Here is a 20,095-nt window from a genome sequence, read left to right as displayed (position 1 = left end):
ACAATGGTTTATATTATAAAATTTGCATAAAACAAAAACTCCTCAACATAAGTTGAGGATTTTGCTATTTTCTTCTTTTCAAGATGTAATAAATCGCATCGTCGTCATTTTCTTTCGATGTATAGGCAAACTGAAATTCATATCCATTTGCGGACATAAAATTTAATGCATCAATCATAGAGTTAAATTTCACTGCAATTCCGCGTTCATCTTTTATCTTCAAACCATTTTTTAGGGAAAACGATTTTGTATCTTGTCCAAAATCTAAACGTACATTTAGTTTTGTACTCAAACCTCGTCCGGTCCCAATAATTTGTACATAATCTACATTGATTTCTTTAATCGGAACATCATTTACAGTCTGAGAAAAAGCAAAACTACTTGCAAAAATTCCCAATATAAGCGCTAATTTTTTCATTGATTTAATTTTGATAAAGATAAAATAATCTTCTTAACTAAATCACTAGAAAAATTACTCCAAATATTCCAACTTATTTTCGATTAATATTACTTGATGTTGTAAACTAAATGTATTTCCTCTTTCTACTGTTGTGCAATCAAAATTTCGGAATTGTAATTCGTCAAATAAAGTTTTTACATAACATCTTCGTGCAGTATTCCATGCGCTAATTCCGACTGATTGATTAAAACGTTCAATTAATTCATTGTCTGTTAGTTCACGAAATAAAGAGACAAATTCATTTTTAAGATTTTCCATTGTTTTATATTTTTTAAATTATTAAAACAACAGGATAGAGTGGAGAATAACCTAATATTTTGGCGGTTTGCCCTCATTCTATACCACCGTAGCGGGTTTGCGCTCGGTTGGTGTTCTGTAATTTTCAGAAACTCCTGATGATTGATAGAGTAAATGTAGTTTAAATATTTTATTCATCAAAATTATTTTGCAAAATTTATTTTAATAGGATCAAATTCATAAAAAAAAGGAAGCGATTTGCTTCCTTCATTTTATTCTGATAATTCCAACCAACGGAATTCTTTTTCTTCTATTTCGTCTACTATTTTTTGCAATTCATCTCCAATTGTTGCGATTTTATCATAAGCTAAATTAGGATCAGAAAGTAAGTTTGTTAATTCTTCTTTTTTTGCTTCTAAAGTTGGCAGAGTTTTATTTATTTCTTCTAATTCGCGTTGTTCTTTAAAAGATAATTTGCGAGGTTTATTTTCTTGAACTTTAGGTTTTTCCTCAACTTTTTCTTGAATAATTTCCGGTTTTTCTTCTTTCTTTTGTTCTAAATCAGGACGATTTTTATTCTCGATATAATATTCTGTGTAAGTTCCCATGTAGCGAGAAAGTATACCTTCACCTTCAAAAATCATTAGTTCATCTACCACTTTATCCATAAAATATCTGTCGTGAGATACCACCAAAAGACAACCTTGGTAGCTTTCCAAGAAATCTTCTAGAACCGTCAAAGTAGGTAAATCTAAATCATTTGTTGGCTCATCTAAGATTAAGAAATTCGGATTACGGTATAAAATTGCTAATAGCTGCAAACGTTTTTTCTCACCACCACTCAATCTTCCGATGTGTGTATGTTGTTGTTCTGGAGAAAATAAAAACATTTCTAAGAATTGTTCGGCACGCATTTCTTTTCCGTTAGATAATGGAAAGAAATCTGCAATATCTTTCACAAATTCTATTACGCGCATATCTTCATTAAATTTTAAACCTTCTTGTTTAAAATGTCCAATGTTCAATGTTTCTCCACGTTCTATTTTTCCAGAATCGGCATCTTCTATTCCTTCTAAAATTCGTAAAAATGTTGTTTTACCAACACCATTTTTTCCAACTAAACCAATTTTAGCTCCACGAGCAAAAATATAAGAGAAATCATCAAGAATTTTTTTCTCACCAAAAGCTTTCGAAACATGTTCCATTTCGATGATTTTTTGACCCAAACGTGTCATTACCATCTCTAATTTTACTTTCTGATCCACAATTTTACGCTTTGCAGCTTCTTCTGTATCATAAAAAGCATCAATACGAGATTTTGACTTTGTTGTACGCGCTTTCGGTTGGCGACGCATCCATTCTATTTCTTTTCGATATAGGTTTTTTGCTTTGTCAATTGTTGCATTTTGATTGTCTACACGCAAAGCTTTATTGGTAATATATGTTTCGTAATTGCCTGAATGTACGTACAAAGTTTTGTCTTCCATTTCAAGAATTTTGGTACAAATTGCATCTAAAAAATAGCGATCGTGTGTTACCAAAATCAAGGTTTTATTTTCTTTGTTCAAGAAATATTCTAACCATTCTACCATTTCGATATCTAAATGGTTGGTTGGCTCATCTAAAATCAATAAAACATAACCCGATTCAAAACTTAAATCAATCAAAAATTTGGCTAATGAAATACGTTTACGTTGACCACCAGAAAGTTTACCGATTTTTTGATCTAAGAAATCAATTTTAAGTTTCGAAAGAATTTCTCTAATCGTAGGTTCTACTTTCCACGCATCTAACACATCCATTTTGCTCATTAAATCCATTAATTCTGGATTTGTCGGATCATTTTCGATCATGTTTTCGTATTGATGAACAACATCTAAAACTTCGTTAGTGTGGTTAAAAATATATTCTTCACCTTTCAAATTTTCGTCAAAATCATCTGATTGATCTAACATCAAAATTTTAACGCCTTTGTTTATACGAATATCACCAGAATCAGGCGTTTCCAATCCTGACAAAATTTTAAGTAAAGTAGATTTTCCACTTCCGTTTTTTGCAACAAAAGCAATTTGATCGCCTTCGTTGACATGAAAATTGACTTCGTTAAAAAGTGTTCGAATTCCGTATGATTTGGTAAGATTTTCGACTGTTAGAAAATTCATTTTATTGTTTGATTTTTATATATGATCAAAAGAAAACGTTATATTTTATCTGCATTAATAGCGTTTAATTCACGTTTTGTTTTGATGACTTTAAATGTTAGAAGTGCCAAAGATAAGACAAAGCAAATACTTGCGATTACAATTAAATTATTTAAATGCGGTTGTATAAGAGAAACGTCTCCTTTTTCGATAAATAATATCCTGAAAATCTTTAGATAATGCGTTAATGGAATACAATCAGAAATTGTTTGAATCCACTTTGGCATTTGACTTAATGGCCAAGTAAAACCACTAAGAATGAAGCTTGGCGTAGCAACAACCATTAATACTTCGGTTGCTTTTAGTTGACTTGGTAAAATAAGACTCACTAAAAATCCTAAGAAACAAACGCCTAAAATAAATATTAAAGTAGAGTAGAAGAACGGCCAAAATTCGGTTTGTAATTTCATGTCATAAAATAGTCCAAATCCATAATAAAGGAGATAGATAAAAATTGACATGAATATGTAAGGGAAAATCTTGACAAATAGAATAGTGAAAGGATTAGATGTTTTTGAAACGAGTTCTGTAAATGTTTTATTTTCAAATTCAGACGAAAAAGATAAAGCTAATCCTAATAATAAAACTTGTTGAAAAACAGTAAGTAAAACCCCAGGAAGCATAAAATATAAATAATTTCCGCTTAATATATTTTGCTTAATCATTGTAGATCTAAAAGGTTCGTAGCTTTGAGTTGCCAAATACTCTGGTACACCTTGTTTGCGTGCAGTTTCTATCGTAATTCCAGCTTTCATTGTCGCTAAAACTGTTGTAATGGCGATAGCGGCGGTATTTGAAGTTAGTGTGTTAGAGGCGTCAACAAAATAAGCAATCTCGGGCAGTTTTTTCTGTTGAACATCAGATTGAAAATTTCTTGGAATGACAACTACAACTTCAGCACCAATTTCTAAAGCTCTATTTTTCGTATTGAAAGTTGTTGGTAATACTTCGGCAATATGAACAGATTCGTTATCTTCTAACATTTGGATGATTTTCTGACTTGTTGTCGTATTATCTTCATCCACCACAAGAATCGGAATATCCGTAACATTTCCTTTTTTGTAAACATTCCCAATTAAAATTCCGTACATAATCGGAGCTCCTAAAAATAGAACTGGAAGCACAGGATTTTTGAAAAAGAGTTTAAACTCTCTAATAATAAGTTCAAAAATGGTTTTCATCTCTAATTATTTAGCGTTTAAATCCAATACAATATTTGCTTTGGTTAATAATTGAGAAGCCTGTTTAGGATCTACTGGTACAATTTTAATTTCGTACAAAGCCTGCTGCTGATCGATGTTTGGATAAGCCGTTGAGATATTTGCATACGAATTTAGCGCTTTGATAGAAATAACTTTACCTTTAATTTTTAAGTTGTTTTTGTACGGAACTGTAAGATTTACAAGTTGGTTTTTCTGAATTTGACCAATCTGTTTTTCGGGAATTGTAAAGCGAAAAAATGTAGATTCTTCTAAAATTCCATTTGCCATAGAATATCCAGCTAAAGCTAATTCTCCAACTTTTAGATTGATCGTTTCTATCGTAATATTTTGTGGCGCTTTAATGTAACGTTCCGCTTCTGCAACATCAACTTCTTGTAATGCTCCTAAAGCACGCTCTTTTTGACCAAGAGCCATTTCTTGTTGTTCAATTCTTGCACCATTTTCCGCGTCAGCAAGTTCAGCAACAGCTGCTATATATTGATTTTTTGCACCTTGATATTTTGCATAAACTTCATCATAGGTTTGTTGTGGAACCAAACTATCTCGCAACATATTTTTTAATCGTTTATTTGATTTTTCAGCGTAATCTAGTTGTTCTTTTAATCCTGAAACTTTTGCGCGTAGTTGTTTTAGTTGATTATCAGTTGCTCCTTTTTTAGCCATTTTGTATTGCGCTTCAGCCGAATTTACAGCACCTTCTGCTTGACTTTTTTTAGCTTCGACTTCTGGTAATTTTAAGACAAAAAGTGTTTGTCCTTCCTGTACTTCATCTCCTTCTTTCACTAAAATTTGTTCAATTTTCCCTGGAATTTTTGTTACTACACTAATCTGATCTCGTTCAATTTTTCCTTGAAAAACGGTTTGTTCTTCTGTTTTTTTGTTGTCCGAAGATTTACAATTAGATAAAAGTAAAACTCCGCTTAGAGCATATATATATGGTAAAATAATTTTCATTAGTTCAGTATTTTATTTAATAATTCGCCAGATGTGTGCAGAATTTCATACGTTTTTGTGCGTTGATCTACTATTTGAGAATAGTATCCTAAATTTGCTTTGTAATAATCATTTTCAGCAGCTAATCGTTCGGTTACATCAATCAAACCTTCTTGAAATCGTCTCGAAGCAATTTCTAAATTATTCGTTGCGATGATATTTTGTTGATTATTAACCTTCAATTTCTCAGTAGCTGTTTCGTAATCAATTCTATTTTTGTTGAGTAATAAATTAAGTTTTTCTTGAGAATCTTTCAACTTATTTTCATTGATCAAAATATCACTTTTCGCTTGTGCTAATTTGTTTTTATGTTGATGTCCATCCAACAATTCCCACTTAGCACCAACACCAATCAAAATATTAGGAAACATTGTCAATTGATTCATTTTTAGATTTACATTACCTAAAATATCATTGTCTTTTAACTTTAATCGACTTGCGAAAACGGATGTGTAATTGGTATTAGCAAAAGCAAAAACTTGTGGTAAATGCGAACCTTTTTCTTTCTCGTATAAATACTCATAAGCTTTCACAGAATGTTCAAGAGCTTTTAGTTCTTTCTTGTTTTCTAAGTTATAGGTTGAAGAAAGAATATCAATAGGAGTAAGTTCGTAATGAATTTGTTCCAATTCTTGAAGAGACATATGCGTTAACGTTTCTAGTTTTTTGTAAAGCAATTGTCGGCTTCCGTTTAATTCGACTTGCTTTGCTTCTAATTCGAGCATTGCAAGTTTTATTTTTTCGCGATCGTACGGAATTGCCAAACCGTTTTGTATAGCTTTCTGAACTTTTAAATGCTCTTTATCTAGTCGTTTTGCTGAATTAGAAATCAATTCTTCTACTTTAATCAACAACATCAATTGATCATAAGTTTGGATAATATCTTTGGCAATGGTTTCCTTTTCAGCTTCTTTTAAATAATCTAAAGCTGTACTCTTTTCTTGAATTGCACTTAGTGCATTTGGAATTTGTAATCCCGAAAAAATGATCTGACTAGCATTTACACCAACGGAAAATAAACCAGCCGAAGTATTAAACTTCTGATTTCCGGAGAATAATTCTGTTGACAAAAGATCAATAGATTTGGTTGGAATATCAATAATACCATTCGAGTTAAAGTAACTCCCCATAGCAATTGCTGAAACATTAGGTTGTAATTTACCTTTTACCTCATTGTATTGATAATTATTTTTCTCAACTTCAAGTTGTTTATTTTTCAATTCATAATTTGACTCAATAGCTTTTTCAACAGGCAGTTTTAGTTGGGGATCAATAATGTATTGTCCGAAACTAGAGATGGATATGAGTAAAGTGGTTAAAGAAAAATAATGTATTGTGCGCATTATTGTATTTTAGGATAAATTTAACAAAAAATATACCATGAATAAAGCGTTTAGATTAGAATATGATTAAAATAAAAATCCTGAAACTGTTTAAGGTGTCAGGACTTCCAAAAATTGCCAATAAGATGGCGCATAGTTCAATGTTATTCTTAATATTTTTTATCTATAATATCTAAGGTTTCGTTCAATGATTCCTTAATTTTAGATTCAAGATTTGTAGTAGAAATTTTATTAGCAGCTTCGTCAATATATTTTGTACCACCAATCGTTTCGCTGTATTTTAAGGCTTTATTTTTAAGATCTAAAATATTGATGTACACATATGTTTTTGCTACATATTTTTGTTTATCATCAGGATTGTAATCAAAACCAGATTTTACATTAAGAACGATCAAATCATCTTGTGTAAATTTCTTTTTTAATTGATCAAAATTGACATTTTTTACGTTATCATCTGTCACTAATTCTTTTGGAATTTCGTTTTTGTTGAAATTATGAATCATTTCGTACTTGTAATGATTGTCATCCAATATTTTGACAGATTTATCTTTAATTAATTCAGTAATATTAAACTTAGAGTTTAATTGATTAAGTTGATTTTGAATTGATTTAGAATCTATTTTTTGATCTAAATTTTGCGAGTTGTGGTCAAAAAAACCAAGCGAATCGATGTTGATAATCACACCAACTTTATTTACAGGAACATCTAAAGCACTTTCGTATACTTCTGTATTAAGAGCCAATTCTTTAGGAAGTTCTTTTTTAGGCTCACAAGACAATGTTATAAGCGCACTTCCAACTATAAAATAAACTAAACTTTTCATACCAATACTATTACCCCATTAAAGGTAGTTAATAATTATGTTTTTTTAATATAAATTTTTCAATAATTTTCTTCGTCATCTTCATCAAATGTTTTGGCTATTTTCTCGATGTTTAAGCTTTTCGCCATTGCATCAAAAATTTCTTTGTAAGTACCATTCATTTTGTAAACATCTTCGTGTATTCCATGCTCTACAACTTCACCCTGATTCATGACATAGGTATAATCGGCATCAATAATTTGTGAAATACTATGAGAAATAATGATAACTGTTCGATCTTTTTTGATGGCATCCAAACTATTTTTGATTTGTTCTGTCGCAATCGCATCCAAACTTGCGGTGGGCTCATCTAAGAAAATAATTGGAGGATTTTTAAGGAACATTCGCGCAATTGCTATTCGTTGTTGTTGACCACCAGACAACAATAAGGCTTTGGATTGATAACCTTCAGGTAAATCCATAATTTGTTCGTGAATATAAGCACGTTTTGCTGCATCTTCTATTTCTTCGAAAGTTGCGTTGATATTTCCGTAACGAATATTTTCTTCTATAGTTCCATTAAAAATGTGATTCTTTTGCAAAACTAAACCAATATTATCGCGCAAAAATTGCGTGTCATATTCTTCTAAATCAATGCCGTCTAAAAGTATTTTACCAGAATCTGGTTGATAAAATTTATCTAGCAAATTAATCACCGTACTTTTTCCTGCGCCAGACAAACCAACCAAAGCTGTTATTTTATTGGGCTGAATAGTCATGTTAATCTTTTTTAGAGCTTTGTAACCATTTGGATAAGAGAAATCAACATTCTGAATTTCAAATTTACCCTTTAAGTTTGTTGGAATATAATTACCAGAAGATTCTTTTTCGTTGTCTGCTTTCAGAATTCCAAAAAAACTTTCAGAATATATCATTGCATCATTCATTTCATCGTAAATGCGATGTAATTGACGAATTGGAGCAGAAACATTATTGAAAAGTAAAATATGAAACATTATAGCGCCAATTGTCATTTGTTTGTCAAGTACTAAATAAGCGGTTAAAATAATGATAATCACCACTCCAAATTGCTCGATAAAAGATTTGAGACCATCAAAAAAGAAACTCATTTTACGTGTTTGCATTTGATTGTTTGTCAACTCTTTCTGTAAAGTAAGCTGTTTTTTGCCTTCGATATCTTCTCTGTTAAACGATTTAATAACTGTAATCGAATCAATTATACTAATAATTCCTTGTGATTTTAGTTCGCGATAACCTCTTAAATTACGTCGCCATCCACTTAGTTTTTTGGCTTGTTGTTGAGTAATGATAAAATAAATCGGAACGATACAAAGTCCAACCAATCCAACATAAAAATTAGCATTAAACATTAAGATTAAGGCTACAATTGAATTGGCAAAAAGAGGAAGAATATCGATGAAAAAGTTTTGAACTAATCGCGTTAAACTTTCAATTCCTCTATCAATACGAGTTTGAAGTTTACCAGCTTGATTATCTTGGTTGGTATAAAAAGCCATTCGATAAGTCAATATCTTTTCTATAATGGCTTGCGCTAAGTCTTGCGAAACTAAAATTCGGAGCTTTTCTCCATAATATTTTTGACCAAACGTAATAAATGCATTTAAAATTTCTTTTGTCATCAATACAATCGAAATAAATGAAATGATTTTGAGACCATCTTTTAGACCTTTTCCTGCTTCAACTAAACCGTTGATAGAATCTACAGTGTATTGTAATATCAATGCATTTACTTGTGAAGTAAAAGATCCTACTAAAGTCAATAACAATGTAGCAATGACCAAAGATCGGTATGGTTTTACAAAAGGACGTAAATTTTTGAAAAGCTGAACAATAGTCATCAATTACTCTTTTAACGTTTCTTCTTTCACAAAAACGTGACCAACTTTTGTAAAGTCATAAACTATTTCATACAAATATTCTAAAAGATCTTCTATTAGTTCAGAGTCATTTTGTAAAGCTTCACTTTCTATTTCGGTGTAAATAACTGTTTGCTTAAATTCAATTGTTTTAGCAAGATTTTCTGTTTCATATTCTCCGTACAAACGAATGTTTTGTAGTAATAATTGTAAAATCTTTTTCATTAGACGAATATGTTCAGAAGTCAAAATAACCGAATTATTTTTCTTGATAATTTTAACCAAACCGACTGAATATGATACAAATGATTGGTTGAAAATGGTGAACTTATTCAGTTCGTTTGCATTAACTTGTTTATCTTTTGGTTCTGAAATAACACGTTGAAAAACCGAATTTATATTCGCCATTGCTATAAAAACGTCTTTCCTTGCTAGTTTGTAATCGGTTGTAGAAACTTCGTTGTCAGCTAATTTTTTAAATATCAAGAAGATAAACTCGTAATTCGCAATTAATGCTTTTTGTATGTATTCATTCATACTATTCTTTTCCCAAGTAGGTAAAATCAAATAACACGAAATAAAAGCCATAAACCCACCAACAAGTGTATCAATTAAGCGTTCTTGTATGATATATAACGAATCTTTATGAGAATAAAAACTAAACGAAATCAAGATGTAAGCAGTTAAATAGAATGTTCCGACCGCATATTTATGACGTATAAACGTATAAGCCATTAACATAAAGAACAACATTAATGTAAAACGAATTATATGTTGCGGGAAAATGAGTAAAACTAAAATACCTACTAAACCGCCTGCAATAGTTCCTTTTAAGCGTTGAAAATTCCTTTTCTTAGTTACGCTAAAACCAGGTTTTAAGATTACTAAGACGGTCATCAGAATCCAATAACTATGATACGTCATAGGAATTATAAATGTAACGCCGTAAGCCAATAACATAACAATAGAAGCCCTGATAGCATGTCTAAAAATGGAAGATTTAAGATTTAAATGATCTTTTAATTTTCCGAAAGAATAATCAACAGTAGGTTCAAAATGTTCAGCATGATCCAATGGATTTTTCTTCTTTTCAGTAAAAGAATCATCGTAAAAAAACTTGTGAATAAACTCAATTTTATAAACAACTTGCTTTAAATTAATATATATTTTGGTTAATACAATTGGTTTTTTTCCTTCAGCATACAATTCTTTTATAGCGTCATCTATTTTTTTTAGCTCAACATCAAAGTCAAAAGTTGGATTTTTAGGACGTTTGTTAGAGTTAATATGATAAGCGATCATTTTTAGCTCATGCGCCAATTTGTTCATCATATTGTAAATTTTGCGCATCGCTTTTGTATCGCCATACATTTCTCTAATTTTCTCGTAATCGTACTGTGTTGCAGTAATATTCTCGAAAATATCAATCAAATCAGAAAAAATAAATACAATAGATCGACCGATCGGCGTTTGATCTTTTACTAATTTTTTGTTCGAAAAAACTAATTCTCTAACTAAATTCTGTTTCTCATTAATGATGACATGTTCGTCAATCAACTTCTTGATAATATCGTCGTAGTTGGAGTCTTTATCAAACATAGATGCTTTGATACGGATGTATTCAGAAATATGAATCATCGCATCAGCCAAATTTTGTTGCGCCATTCGATATGGACGAAAAGTACTAATAGCTAAACTAAAAATTGTGTACCAAGCAGCACCTGCAGTAACAAATCCTGCTATTTGGATTGGATTAAGTTCTTTTCTAAGGTCATTCATATTCATAACCATCGACATCATGATAACCATTCCGAGCGCACTCATACGTTGCCCCCAAACAGTTAGCATGTTTGAGATGAAAACAATAATAGTTAGACAAACACCTAAAATAATAGGAAAACTATTGATTGTCTTCGTAAAATACGAAACAATAAAAATTAAGATGACAGAAAGCCACATCAAATTTCTTCGTTCTTTAAACGGACCTGGCGTATCAGTCATATGTGCTAAAACAGCACCAAGACTTATGGTAACACCAGCGTATAAATCGCCAAAGAAACTTGCTACAATAGGAGGAATAATGATGGCTAAAGAAGTTTTTATTCCATCAGCAAGTGCTTCTCCATATATAAAGTTTTCAATTTTATTTTTGAGTTCCAAATGAGAAATTTTAGGTTTGAAAAAATAGTTGTATAAAATTAGCACAACTTTTTGCCAAACCCAACTAAACGCGCGAAGTTTTTAGAATATGAAATCCATCAATACTTTGTGTAAAAATTAAAGTGATTTCGCCACCATCTACGATTTTGAATTTTTTCTTCACAATATCAATAGGTTGACTAAAGTTTTTTACCAAAACATTAGCTTTTATTTTTAAGATTTCCTTTTTAGGATTCTCAATTACATGATCAATTTGGTAAATTTTTCCAGGAAACTCGTCAATAATCTGATCAGATGTATACAAATGAGTGTTTTGATGAAGTTTAGTTAGATTTAATTTTTCGCTGATAAGTTTGAACGCGCCAGTTTTTAAAATGGCTACATTAGGTTCGTAAATATAGTGTTGTATCGAACCAAATTTCGCATGTGCAAACTGTTCTTCTTCAAATAGGAATTCAAATTTTGGCTGATTTGTTTCTAAATTAACAGCTTTTATCAAAGGTTTATTAGTCGTTTGTTTTTTATCTAAAATGATTAAAAAATCTTTTACTTCATTTTTAACTGCAACAATGTGTATTTCAGTAATATGATTAATTTGTTGTACAGTAGAAGTGATGTCCAATAATGGCGAAAGTTTAATGATGATTTTGTCAGATTTTTCAAAAAAAGTTGGAATCCATTCCAAAATATTTGGCTCTAAATCTTCTAAAATAAATTTTCTTCCGCTCGAGTTTCTTCTAGCTGGATCAAGATAAATGGCATCAAATTTTAAAGAAGGATTTTCTTCAAAAAAAGATTGAAAAGTTCCTGTATAGGTTTCTAAATTCGGCGCTAATATATTTGCGTTATGTTGAACAATCTCACTTAATTCGGGATTTTGTTCGATGTGATAGACTTTCTGAAATGATTTAGAAAAAGCCATTGTATCAATTCCAAAACCAGCAGTTAAGTCGATTAAAGTATTTCCGTTAGCAAGTGTTGCTTTATATTCAGCAGAAGCTTCAGAACTAGCTTGTTCTAAATTTACACTTGGGGGAAAGTAAATATTTTCTGTCGAGTAAAGAGTTGGAAATTTATATTTTGAAACTTGAATTCCTTTTAACTGTTGAGCAATTTCTGCAGATGAAATGGTTGAAAAAGGCGACTTTTTAAGACCTATAGACTTAATATCTTCGTGTTCTATTTTTTTTATATAGTCCTGAAATTCAGGAGTTAAAATTTCTGAATTCAAATTGTTATTTTTTAATCATTTTAGTATTAGCAACAATATCGCCTAAACGTTGACTTTCTTTAGAGTTGTTTATAATTAAAACTCCAATTAATCCACAGAAAATAAAATAATCGATTGGATCAAAAAGATGTCTAATTAAGGATTGTATAAAACTAATTGGTTTTTCAGTTTTAGCATTTACTGGCTGCAAATTTAGAATTAAATGACCTAAAGTTCCTTGTAGTATAATCTCAAGTACAACAAAATAAATTAGCCAAAAAGCGAAAATTGGTAAAGCCATTATTCCATTTACACTATAACCTCCTTCACTATTTAGAGTTCCAAATTTATAAATGTATAAAGCGGTAATGACGAAAAATAGAGTGTAATCAATAAGTCCTGCTAATAGTCTTAGAAAAATGTATTTATTAGATTTCATAATTTTTAAGAAGTTTTATCAAAGAAAAATGAAGTTCATCTTGTTCAGCAGAAGTAACTTCGATATACGATAAATTATTTTCTAAGGAGATATTAAAACCTTCTTCAATATCGTTGTAATAAATAATGTATTTTTCAGTTTTTCCTACAACCCAAAAATAATCATTATCACTATATGTAGGTGCTTGTCTTTTTTCTGGAACTATTTTTATAGAATTCCAAAAAGACAAAACTTCAGTATCCATCACAGCTACTGAAGTTTCTATTATTGTATTTAGTTCTTTTAATGAAATTGGTGTCCAATCCATAAGAAAATTATTTTTTCTCTTCTTTTTCTGCCAAACGAGTAGGTACAATTGGGATAAATAATGCTTGCTTTACAATTTTCTCCTTTGGTTGTTTTTCTACAACATCAGCAGGATTTCTGTATTTATTAACTCCAATTAATTTTACAATTTGCTCATCAAAATCTTTTTGCTCTTTTTTGGCACTTGTGTAGATATAATCCTGAATTGTTTCGTTCTCTAAAGCTTTAACAAATCCACCAACATTCTGAATTGTTTTGAATAATTCTAACGCATTTTCAGCTAACTGATTCGTTAAACTTTCGATGTAGAAAGAACCAGCAGAAGGATCTGTAAATTGATTTAGATAAGACTCTTTTTGCAATAACAATTGTTGTTTAGCTGCTAATTCTAATCCAAAATCTGACTCTTGGTTTACTTCATCATAAGAACCTACAAATACCGCATCACTTGATCCAAAAACAGCTGCAGAAGCCTCTAAAGTTGTACGAATTACATTATTGTAAATATCTAATTTAGACTTATTGCGTAATGAGGTTGAAGTAAATATAAAAGCTTCGCTTTCTTTGTTGTATTGTTCTAAAATCATTTTCCACAAAAAACGGAAAGCTCTAATTTTGGCAATTTCAAAGAAATAATTTCCTCCAACAGCAAATTTGAAATAAATTTTATCAGCAATATCAGCTCCGAAATTCTCAAGATATTCTACTGCATGAGCCAAAGTTATTGCAATTTGCTGTACATGATTTGCACCAGCATTTTGGTAAACATCTCCTTGAATAGAAATTACTTTCTCAAAATTTTTCAGTTCCAAAACTTCTTTTACCAATTCCTTTGATGCTTTTTTAGAGTCGTTTTGCCACAAACCATTTTGCGCCAAATAACCGTAAATATCGAAATCTAAATATTTAAGATTAGGTACATCTTCTAAAGATTTTAAATCAGTAGAACCATCAAATTCAATAAATAAATCTAAATAATTAGGAAGATTAATTGTTGTGCTAAAAGTTTTTTGAGGAATCAAATATCCATACAAAAAACTATAATCTTGGTCTTTATTTTCTGAGTATTTCGAAATTATTTTCCAATCTTTTGAGCTTCTTGGTAAAGGCTGAATTTGAGAATAATCAACATCGTCTCTCGTGTATAACGGTTTCACATTAATTTGGTCATTTGTTCCCCAAACCAATGTTTCGTTGTATTCTAATCCTTTCAGTTCAACCTGAACTTTATTTTTCCATTCTTTCTCAGAAATTGTATCGAAATCTTCAAATAATTTACTCATTTTTTTTGTTTTCTGGCTTTGCTACTTTTTCTTGTTGTATAATAAAAATATCCTCGTCATCTTTTTTCAAGAAATGTTTTTCTCTTGCGATGCGCTCTATTTCGGCAGGATTACTATTTAATTGATTTAATTTTTCGGCTTCCGTATCCAAGTGTTCTTGGTAGTAGGATTCGTCAACTTCTAATAATTTGATTTGTTTGTCCAATTCTCGGTGTACAAAAAATGAATTTTGATCGAAAAAAATCATCCAAACAGCAAATGCAAGTGTCAAAATAAAATAACGATTCCACACAAATTTTACTATTCGTGTATCCTTTATTTTTTTCTTTGGCACTTTTGGCGTAAGCTCTTCGTCAAAAATTTCTTCCGATTTATTTTTCATTATACTGTAGTTTTAGAGTTCAGTTTTTCTTTGATTACGGTTGATAAAACTTTGATTGCAACAGAATTTTTCTTCTTCATATTAGGAATAATAATGTCTGCAAAGTTTTTAGATGGTTCAATAAATTGTTGATGCATTGGCTTCAATGTTTTCTGATAACGAGTCAATACTTCATCCAAATCACGACCTCTTTCTTGTATGTCACGGCGTACGCGACGAATTAATCTTTCGTCAGAATCAGCATGTACAAATATTTTAACATCAAATAATTCGCGTAAATCTGCATCAGTCAAAACTAAAATACCTTCTACAATAATAACTGTTTGTGGATGTGTAATGATAGTTTCTTCTTGACGGCTGTGCGTAATAAATGAATAAACAGGCTGTTCTACAGACTCTCCATTTTTTAGTTTTGCAACATGTTCTTTTAATAATTCAAAATCAATTGATCTTGGGTGATCAAAATTTATTTTAGAACGCTCGTCGAACGATAATTCTGGATGGTCTTTGTAATAGTTATCTTGCGAAATTACGATAACGCTTTCTGCGTTCAAATCACGTAAAATATTATGTACTACGGTTGTTTTTCCTGAACCAGTTCCTCCTGCAATCCCAATTACTAGCATGTTCTTCTTATTTATTTTTTTACTTTCGTTTGATGTTTTCATTGCAAGATCAATCCTAAAATTTCCTTAAAGATAAAATTTTACTTTCAGAATTTAAAATAAAAGTTGATTGATTCTTGTATGATATTTGTTGTGTTGTCGTAGTATAAATTGGTTGGTTGAAATAGAAAAAATGAATCTTGTTCAACCAAAAGCTTTTCTGATTGAGTTTTTAATCGATTATTTTGATGTAATACAAACATTTAGTTATTAATCTACATGAAAAAGTACTTTTCAGTACTTCATTTTTCTTTTAATCGGGTGCAAAGGAAAGAAAAAATTATAAAAATTTAATCTTTTTTATCATTATATTTATGGAATTAGAACTATTATACACAAAACTATGAATGATTTAATCTCAATGTCTACTCTCTTTTCACTTTTCCTAGGAATTGGACTTGCAGCCGCAGCTGGATTCCGAATTTTTTTGCCACTTTTTGTTTTAAGTTTGGCTGTTAAGTTTGGCGGAAGTTTTATCAATTTAGATGAAAGTTGGATGTGGGTTGGGAGTACACCAGCTTTGATTACTTTGGGTGTAGCAATGTTAGTAGAAATTGGAGCTTATTATATTCCATTAATTGATAATATGTTGGATACAATAGCAGTTCCACTTGCTGGTATTGCTGGTACAATTGCGGTTGGTATTACAATGCCAGAAATGAACGAAGTTGCAACTTGGGCTTTAGCTATTATTGCGGGTGGTGGAACAGCTGCTGCAATTAGTGGAACGACAGCCGCTGCAAGAGCAGTTTCTACAACTACAACAGCAGGCGCGGGAAATTTTTTGGTCAATACAGGAGAAACATTTAGCTCTATAATATTAAGTATCACAGCTATTGTATTAGCACCACTGGCCTTTATTTTTGTTATTTTAATTTTATATTTTTGCTATAAAGCATTCAAAAGTATCAAAAGAAAAGGAGATCAATTACTGGCAGATGAATTATAAATAATTGAATAATATATGTTAAAGAGCTAATGTTTTAGCTCTTTTTTTATATCTGTTCATTATATTTGAAATACACTGTAAAAAAATTAACATTATGAAATTTTTAAATCGTATTACTCTACTCTTTGCATTTTCTATGGCTTTTGGTCAGCAACCAAAAACACCTGTTATAGAATTTAAACATAATATGGTTCCCGAACCTGTATTGACGAATGATGCTGAGTTTGTAGATTTTTACTATAAGGCTTGGGAAATAGCATTTAGTCAAATCAAGAATGATAAAGGTGTTCCTCAATCGCCTTATATTGACGAAGCTTTTGATCCACAAGTTATCTGGATCTGGGATACAAATTTTATGCTTCATTTTTGGAAGTATGCTCAGAAAAGTTTTCCAGAGTCTATATTAACTTTAAATAATTTTTATAAACCTATTTTGGATAAAGCTCCACTGTCTCTTAATATAGAAATTTTAGATAATCCACCTTTGTTTTCTTGGACAGAAAATGCTTTTTATAAAGTTTCTAATGATCAAGCACATTTACAAGATGTTTTAGTCAAAAATAAATATCCTCAGCGATTTTTTGAATATTTTGATACAGTACCAAAAGGAACTAAAGCTTATGGAAGTGCTAATACATGGATTAAAAAAGTTCCAAATGGTTATTTATGGGAAGGAGGACGAAGCGGAATGGATAATACCCCAAGAGGTAGAACAGGAGCTCATGCAACAAAACAACGTCCTAATAATCCTGATATGTTATGGATTGATGCGATTTCTCAACAAGCGTTAAATGCTTTGTATATCAAAAAAATGTACGAAAAAGTAGGAGACAAATCTGCTGTGTTAGTTTGGGATAAAAAGTATAATGAGTTAAAAAATACAATTAATACAAAGTACTGGAATGAAAAAGATCAATTTTATTATGATCTTGATCAAAATACGTTACAACCTATCAAAGTCAAATCAATTGCTTCTTATTGGCCATTATTAGCGGAAGTTGCATCCAAAGAGCAAGCTAAATTAATGGTTGATAAAATAAAAAATGATACAATTTTTGGAGGGCAAGTTCCATTAACAAGTTTAGCAAGAAATGATTCTGATTTTAAAGATAACGGTGAGTATTGGCGAGGTGGAGTATGGTTGCCAACAGCTTATATGACTGTAAAAGGTTTGGAAAAATATGGCTATTTTGATGTTGCTTATGATGCCTCTTACAAAATTATATCGCATATGCTAAAAACATATAATCAGTATGAACCTCATACAATATGGGAAAGTTATAATCCAACACAACCGCAACCTGCAGCTAATGAGTTAAAAGGAATTAGTCGTCCAAATTTCTGTGGATGGTCTGCTTTAGGACCGATTTCTTTATTGATAGAAGATGTAATTGGGTTTTATGATGTTGATGCTTCTCAAAATACGGTTAAGTGGAATCTTTCGAGAAAAGATGTTCATGGTATTAGAAATCTGAAATTTGGGAATGTAACTACTGATATTGTCTATAATGGTAAAAATCAAGTTAAAGTTAAAAGTTCAGCACCATATTCGCTTATTATTAATGGTAAAAAATACAAAGTAAAAAAGGATGATCAAATAATCAAATTATAAATATAAAAAGCCAATTCATATTGAATTGGCTTTTCTATTTCACAGAGTTTAATTCTTTAAGTTTTTACTTTTTAAGAAATCGATTAATTCTTTAGGGCGATCTGTTTGAATGATATTTACATTATTATCAATATACCATTGATAGATTGTAGGGTCTGTTAAAACTTTGTCATCTTCATGTCCAGCATTGTGTTGCGGCCAAAGAGAATTTACCCAAACTTTTGCTTTTTTAGCTCTTATTTTCTTAAAATCAATCATATTCGATTCGTCATTTCCTATAATAAATTCGAATCCATATACATTATAGTTTTTTAGATAATCATTTATTTTAGTCCAACTATCTTTTTCTTCTAACTTGATAATGGGCATAAAGTGAATTTCATTCTTTATGCTTCCGTATTTGGTATTAAAGTCGTGGTAATTTTCGCTTCCTTTAAAAAGAATTTGATCTAACATTTTTCTATCTTTCAATAAAGGATAAACAAGATGAATGTAATCAAATCCTTTGTCAAGATTGATTAGTATTTTTCCTTTAGTCAAATCTAAAACTTCCTCTAAAGTTGGAACTTGCATTTGTGTTTTTGATCCTAAACCATCACGTAGATTAAATGTTTTAATCTCTGTTAAAGTATAATCGCTAGGTTTTCCTTTTCCTGTAGTTGTTCTGTCAATTGTTTTGTCATGCATCAAAATCAAAACACTGTCTTTTGTTAAAGCCAAATCTATTTCTATCATGTCAATATTTTTCTCCATCGCTTTTTTTATCGCCCAAATAGAATTTTCAGGAGCTTCGCGCCAATCGGCTCTATGTGCTACAACCATTATTTTATTATCTGGAAATCTGGAAAGAGAAATATTTTGAGCAAACAAACTATTGGCTAAGAAAAGTATTGCTAAAATGCAAAAGTGTTTTAAATTTTTCATTGAATTGTTAAATAAAATCAATTCAAAAGTATTTAGAATAGGATTAACAAGAAGTTAAGTTTATAACTAAAAAAGTCTTGTAAAATTGATTACAAGACTTTTTTGAAATTGTGATTTTATAAAAAAATTAGACTTTTTCTTTTACAATTGGTCTGATTAAACCTTCTTGCGCTACGCTACAAATAAGCTCACCAGAACGATTGAATAAATTTCCTCGAGTAAAACCTCTTGTGTCATTTGCGCTTGGAGAATCTACGCTAACCAAAATCCAATCATGCAAATTTGGTTCGCGGTGAAACCAAATAGAATGATCTAAACTTGCCATTTGTGTATTTCCGAAATGTGCTTTAGAAGCATGCGGTTTTATTGCTGTTGATAACAAATTGTAATCAGAGCTATAGGCAATTAATTGTTGAATAATCGGTAAAGGTAAATCAGTCGGAACATCATTAAAAGTTAACCAAACGTTGCTATTATTTGGATAATCTTTCTTCTCAAAAGGATTGACAAATTCTACAGGTTTAAAATCTAAAGGACGCTCTGCTAAAACAAATCGCATAATAGATTTTGGTAAAACTGATCCAAATTGTTCTGCAACATCATTCCAACTCATCAACTCTTCTGGTGGAGTAACAACAGGCATTTCTTCTTGATGTTCATATCCTTCTTGTTTCAGTTGAAAAGAACATGCCATTACGAAAATTGGAACATTATCTTGTTTTGCCGTAACAACTCGCGTACTAAAACTTCCTCCATCTCGAAGATTAGCAACCTCATAATAAATAGGTTTTTCTAAATCTCCAGGTAAAATAAAGTAGGAATGCAGGGAATGACAAAAACGATCTGAAGGTACAGTTTGATACGCAGCATGCAAAGCTTGGCTTACAACTTGACCTCCAAAAACATTTGGACTTCCCATGAAAGAACTTTTCCCTTCGAATAAATTTTCTTCTAATTTTTTTAGAGAAATCAATTCGATGAGTTCTTGTGTCGTTTTCATTATTAAG

Annotated in this window: 19 protein-coding genes and 1 riboswitch; of the genes, 2 read left to right on the top strand and 17 right to left on the bottom strand. The window is 30.7% G+C overall.

Annotation, left to right across the window (positions count from 1 at the left end; genetic code table 11):
- Positions 1-64 precede the first annotated feature (64 nt).
- The 15 genes from QHG34_RS04495 to udk form a co-directional block, all read right to left on the bottom strand.
- Entirely contained in the window at positions 65-418 is a 354-nt protein-coding gene (locus tag QHG34_RS04495) for a hypothetical protein (protein ID WP_282628995.1), read from the bottom strand.
- Positions 419-472: 54 nt separating this feature from the next.
- A complete protein-coding gene (locus tag QHG34_RS04490) occupies positions 473-718 on the bottom strand; it encodes a hypothetical protein (protein WP_282628994.1) in 246 nt (81 codons plus the stop codon).
- 45 nt (positions 719-763) lie between these two features.
- Positions 764-864, bottom strand: a riboswitch (SAM-I-IV-variant riboswitch).
- A 105-nt stretch (positions 865-969) separates the two neighbouring features.
- Positions 970-2,859: an ABC-F family ATP-binding cassette domain-containing protein gene (locus QHG34_RS04485; protein ID WP_282628993.1), complete on the bottom strand. Its 1,890-nt coding sequence runs from the start codon at positions 2,857-2,859 to the stop codon at positions 970-972.
- A gap of 38 nt (positions 2,860-2,897) precedes the next feature.
- Positions 2,898-4,079, bottom strand: coding sequence for an ABC transporter permease (locus QHG34_RS04480; RefSeq protein WP_282628992.1), 1,182 nt, complete (start codon positions 4,077-4,079; stop codon positions 2,898-2,900).
- Between the two features lie 6 nt (positions 4,080-4,085).
- Positions 4,086-5,075 carry an HlyD family secretion protein gene (locus QHG34_RS04475; protein ID WP_282628991.1) on the bottom strand — a complete coding sequence of 330 codons (990 nt, stop codon included), beginning with the start codon at positions 5,073-5,075 and terminating at the stop codon, positions 4,086-4,088.
- Positions 5,075-6,457 (bottom strand): TolC family protein, encoded by a 1,383-nt coding sequence (locus tag QHG34_RS04470; RefSeq protein ID WP_282628990.1) that lies wholly within the window; start codon positions 6,455-6,457, stop codon positions 5,075-5,077. Before QHG34_RS04470 ends, QHG34_RS04475 begins: the two co-directional genes overlap by 1 nt.
- Before the next feature lie 149 nt (positions 6,458-6,606).
- Positions 6,607-7,281 carry a hypothetical protein gene (locus QHG34_RS04465; protein WP_282628989.1) on the bottom strand — a complete coding sequence of 225 codons (675 nt, stop codon included), beginning with the start codon at positions 7,279-7,281 and terminating at the stop codon, positions 6,607-6,609.
- Positions 7,282-7,340: 59 nt separating this feature from the next.
- Complete coding sequence (locus tag QHG34_RS04460) at positions 7,341-9,140, bottom strand: ABC transporter ATP-binding protein (RefSeq protein ID WP_282628988.1); 1,800 nt, start codon at positions 9,138-9,140, stop codon at positions 7,341-7,343.
- A gap of 3 nt (positions 9,141-9,143) precedes the next feature.
- On the bottom strand, positions 9,144-11,318 hold the full coding sequence (locus QHG34_RS04455) for an FUSC family membrane protein (protein ID WP_282628987.1): 2,175 nt from the start codon (positions 11,316-11,318) through the stop codon (positions 9,144-9,146).
- 64 nt (positions 11,319-11,382) lie between these two features.
- Positions 11,383-12,549 carry an RsmD family RNA methyltransferase gene (locus QHG34_RS04450; RefSeq protein WP_282628986.1) on the bottom strand — a complete coding sequence of 389 codons (1,167 nt, stop codon included), beginning with the start codon at positions 12,547-12,549 and terminating at the stop codon, positions 11,383-11,385.
- Positions 12,550-12,553: 4 nt separating this feature from the next.
- Positions 12,554-12,967 carry an RDD family protein gene (locus tag QHG34_RS04445; protein ID WP_282628985.1) on the bottom strand — a complete coding sequence of 138 codons (414 nt, stop codon included), beginning with the start codon at positions 12,965-12,967 and terminating at the stop codon, positions 12,554-12,556.
- Positions 12,957-13,274, bottom strand: a complete 318-nt coding sequence (locus QHG34_RS04440; protein ID WP_282628984.1) for a hypothetical protein — start codon at positions 13,272-13,274, stop codon at positions 12,957-12,959. Before QHG34_RS04440 ends, QHG34_RS04445 begins: the two co-directional genes overlap by 11 nt.
- Before the next feature lie 7 nt (positions 13,275-13,281).
- Positions 13,282-14,556, bottom strand: coding sequence for a methylmalonyl-CoA mutase family protein (locus QHG34_RS04435; RefSeq protein WP_282628983.1), 1,275 nt, complete (start codon positions 14,554-14,556; stop codon positions 13,282-13,284).
- Complete coding sequence (locus QHG34_RS04430; protein ID WP_282628982.1) at positions 14,549-14,938, bottom strand: FtsB family cell division protein; 390 nt, start codon at positions 14,936-14,938, stop codon at positions 14,549-14,551. The genes QHG34_RS04435 and QHG34_RS04430 overlap by 8 nt, the downstream gene beginning before the upstream one ends.
- Positions 14,938-15,564: a uridine kinase gene (gene udk / locus QHG34_RS04425; protein WP_282628981.1), complete on the bottom strand. Its 627-nt coding sequence runs from the start codon at positions 15,562-15,564 to the stop codon at positions 14,938-14,940. The genes QHG34_RS04430 and udk overlap by 1 nt, the downstream gene beginning before the upstream one ends.
- A 382-nt stretch (positions 15,565-15,946) precedes the next feature.
- On the opposite strand from udk, the gene QHG34_RS04420 reads away from it, so the two are divergent.
- Positions 15,947-16,552 (top strand): DUF4126 domain-containing protein, encoded by a 606-nt coding sequence (locus QHG34_RS04420; RefSeq protein WP_282628980.1) that lies wholly within the window; start codon positions 15,947-15,949, stop codon positions 16,550-16,552.
- Between the two features lie 94 nt (positions 16,553-16,646).
- Positions 16,647-18,164 carry an MGH1-like glycoside hydrolase domain-containing protein gene (locus QHG34_RS04415; RefSeq protein WP_282628979.1) on the top strand — a complete coding sequence of 506 codons (1,518 nt, stop codon included), beginning with the start codon at positions 16,647-16,649 and terminating at the stop codon, positions 18,162-18,164.
- A 48-nt stretch (positions 18,165-18,212) separates the two neighbouring features.
- Here QHG34_RS04415 and QHG34_RS04410 read toward each other — a convergent pair whose 3' ends face one another.
- Positions 18,213-19,088: a glycerophosphodiester phosphodiesterase family protein gene (locus tag QHG34_RS04410; protein ID WP_282628978.1), complete on the bottom strand. Its 876-nt coding sequence runs from the start codon at positions 19,086-19,088 to the stop codon at positions 18,213-18,215.
- Positions 19,089-19,215: 127 nt separating this feature from the next.
- Positions 19,216-20,088, bottom strand: coding sequence for an acyl-CoA thioesterase (locus tag QHG34_RS04405; RefSeq protein WP_282628976.1), 873 nt, complete (start codon positions 20,086-20,088; stop codon positions 19,216-19,218).
- Positions 20,089-20,095: the final 7 nt, after the last annotated feature.

Source organism: Empedobacter sedimenti (assembly GCF_030005555.1).
GTDB classification, from domain to species: Bacteria; Bacteroidota; Bacteroidia; order Flavobacteriales; family Weeksellaceae; genus Empedobacter; species Empedobacter sedimenti.
Note: the sequence above shows the minus strand (reverse complement) of the source record. Positions and strands in the feature narration are given on the sequence as shown.

Coding starts and splice junctions, on each gene's coding strand:
- QHG34_RS04495 (WP_282628995.1), bottom strand. CDS start 418: ATGAAAAAATTAGCGCTTATATTGGGAATTTTTGCAAGTAGTTTTGCT.
- QHG34_RS04490 (WP_282628994.1), bottom strand. CDS start 718: ATGGAAAATCTTAAAAATGAATTTGTCTCTTTATTTCGTGAACTAACA.
- QHG34_RS04485 (WP_282628993.1), bottom strand. CDS start 2,859: ATGAATTTTCTAACAGTCGAAAATCTTACCAAATCATACGGAATTCGA.
- QHG34_RS04480 (WP_282628992.1), bottom strand. CDS start 4,079: ATGAAAACCATTTTTGAACTTATTATTAGAGAGTTTAAACTCTTTTTC.
- QHG34_RS04475 (WP_282628991.1), bottom strand. CDS start 5,075: ATGAAAATTATTTTACCATATATATATGCTCTAAGCGGAGTTTTACTT.
- QHG34_RS04470 (WP_282628990.1), bottom strand. CDS start 6,457: ATGCGCACAATACATTATTTTTCTTTAACCACTTTACTCATATCCATC.
- QHG34_RS04465 (WP_282628989.1), bottom strand. CDS start 7,281: ATGAAAAGTTTAGTTTATTTTATAGTTGGAAGTGCGCTTATAACATTG.
- QHG34_RS04460 (WP_282628988.1), bottom strand. CDS start 9,140: ATGACTATTGTTCAGCTTTTCAAAAATTTACGTCCTTTTGTAAAACCA.
- QHG34_RS04445 (WP_282628985.1), bottom strand. CDS start 12,967: ATGAAATCTAATAAATACATTTTTCTAAGACTATTAGCAGGACTTATT.
- QHG34_RS04440 (WP_282628984.1), bottom strand. CDS start 13,274: ATGGATTGGACACCAATTTCATTAAAAGAACTAAATACAATAATAGAA.
- QHG34_RS04435 (WP_282628983.1), bottom strand. CDS start 14,556: ATGAGTAAATTATTTGAAGATTTCGATACAATTTCTGAGAAAGAATGG.
- QHG34_RS04430 (WP_282628982.1), bottom strand. CDS start 14,938: ATGAAAAATAAATCGGAAGAAATTTTTGACGAAGAGCTTACGCCAAAA.
- udk (WP_282628981.1), bottom strand. CDS start 15,564: ATGCTAGTAATTGGGATTGCAGGAGGAACTGGTTCAGGAAAAACAACC.
- QHG34_RS04420 (WP_282628980.1), top strand. CDS start 15,947: ATGAATGATTTAATCTCAATGTCTACTCTCTTTTCACTTTTCCTAGGA.
- QHG34_RS04415 (WP_282628979.1), top strand. CDS start 16,647: ATGAAATTTTTAAATCGTATTACTCTACTCTTTGCATTTTCTATGGCT.
- QHG34_RS04410 (WP_282628978.1), bottom strand. CDS start 19,088: ATGAAAAATTTAAAACACTTTTGCATTTTAGCAATACTTTTCTTAGCC.
- QHG34_RS04405 (WP_282628976.1), bottom strand. CDS start 20,088: ATGAAAACGACACAAGAACTCATCGAATTGATTTCTCTAAAAAAATTA.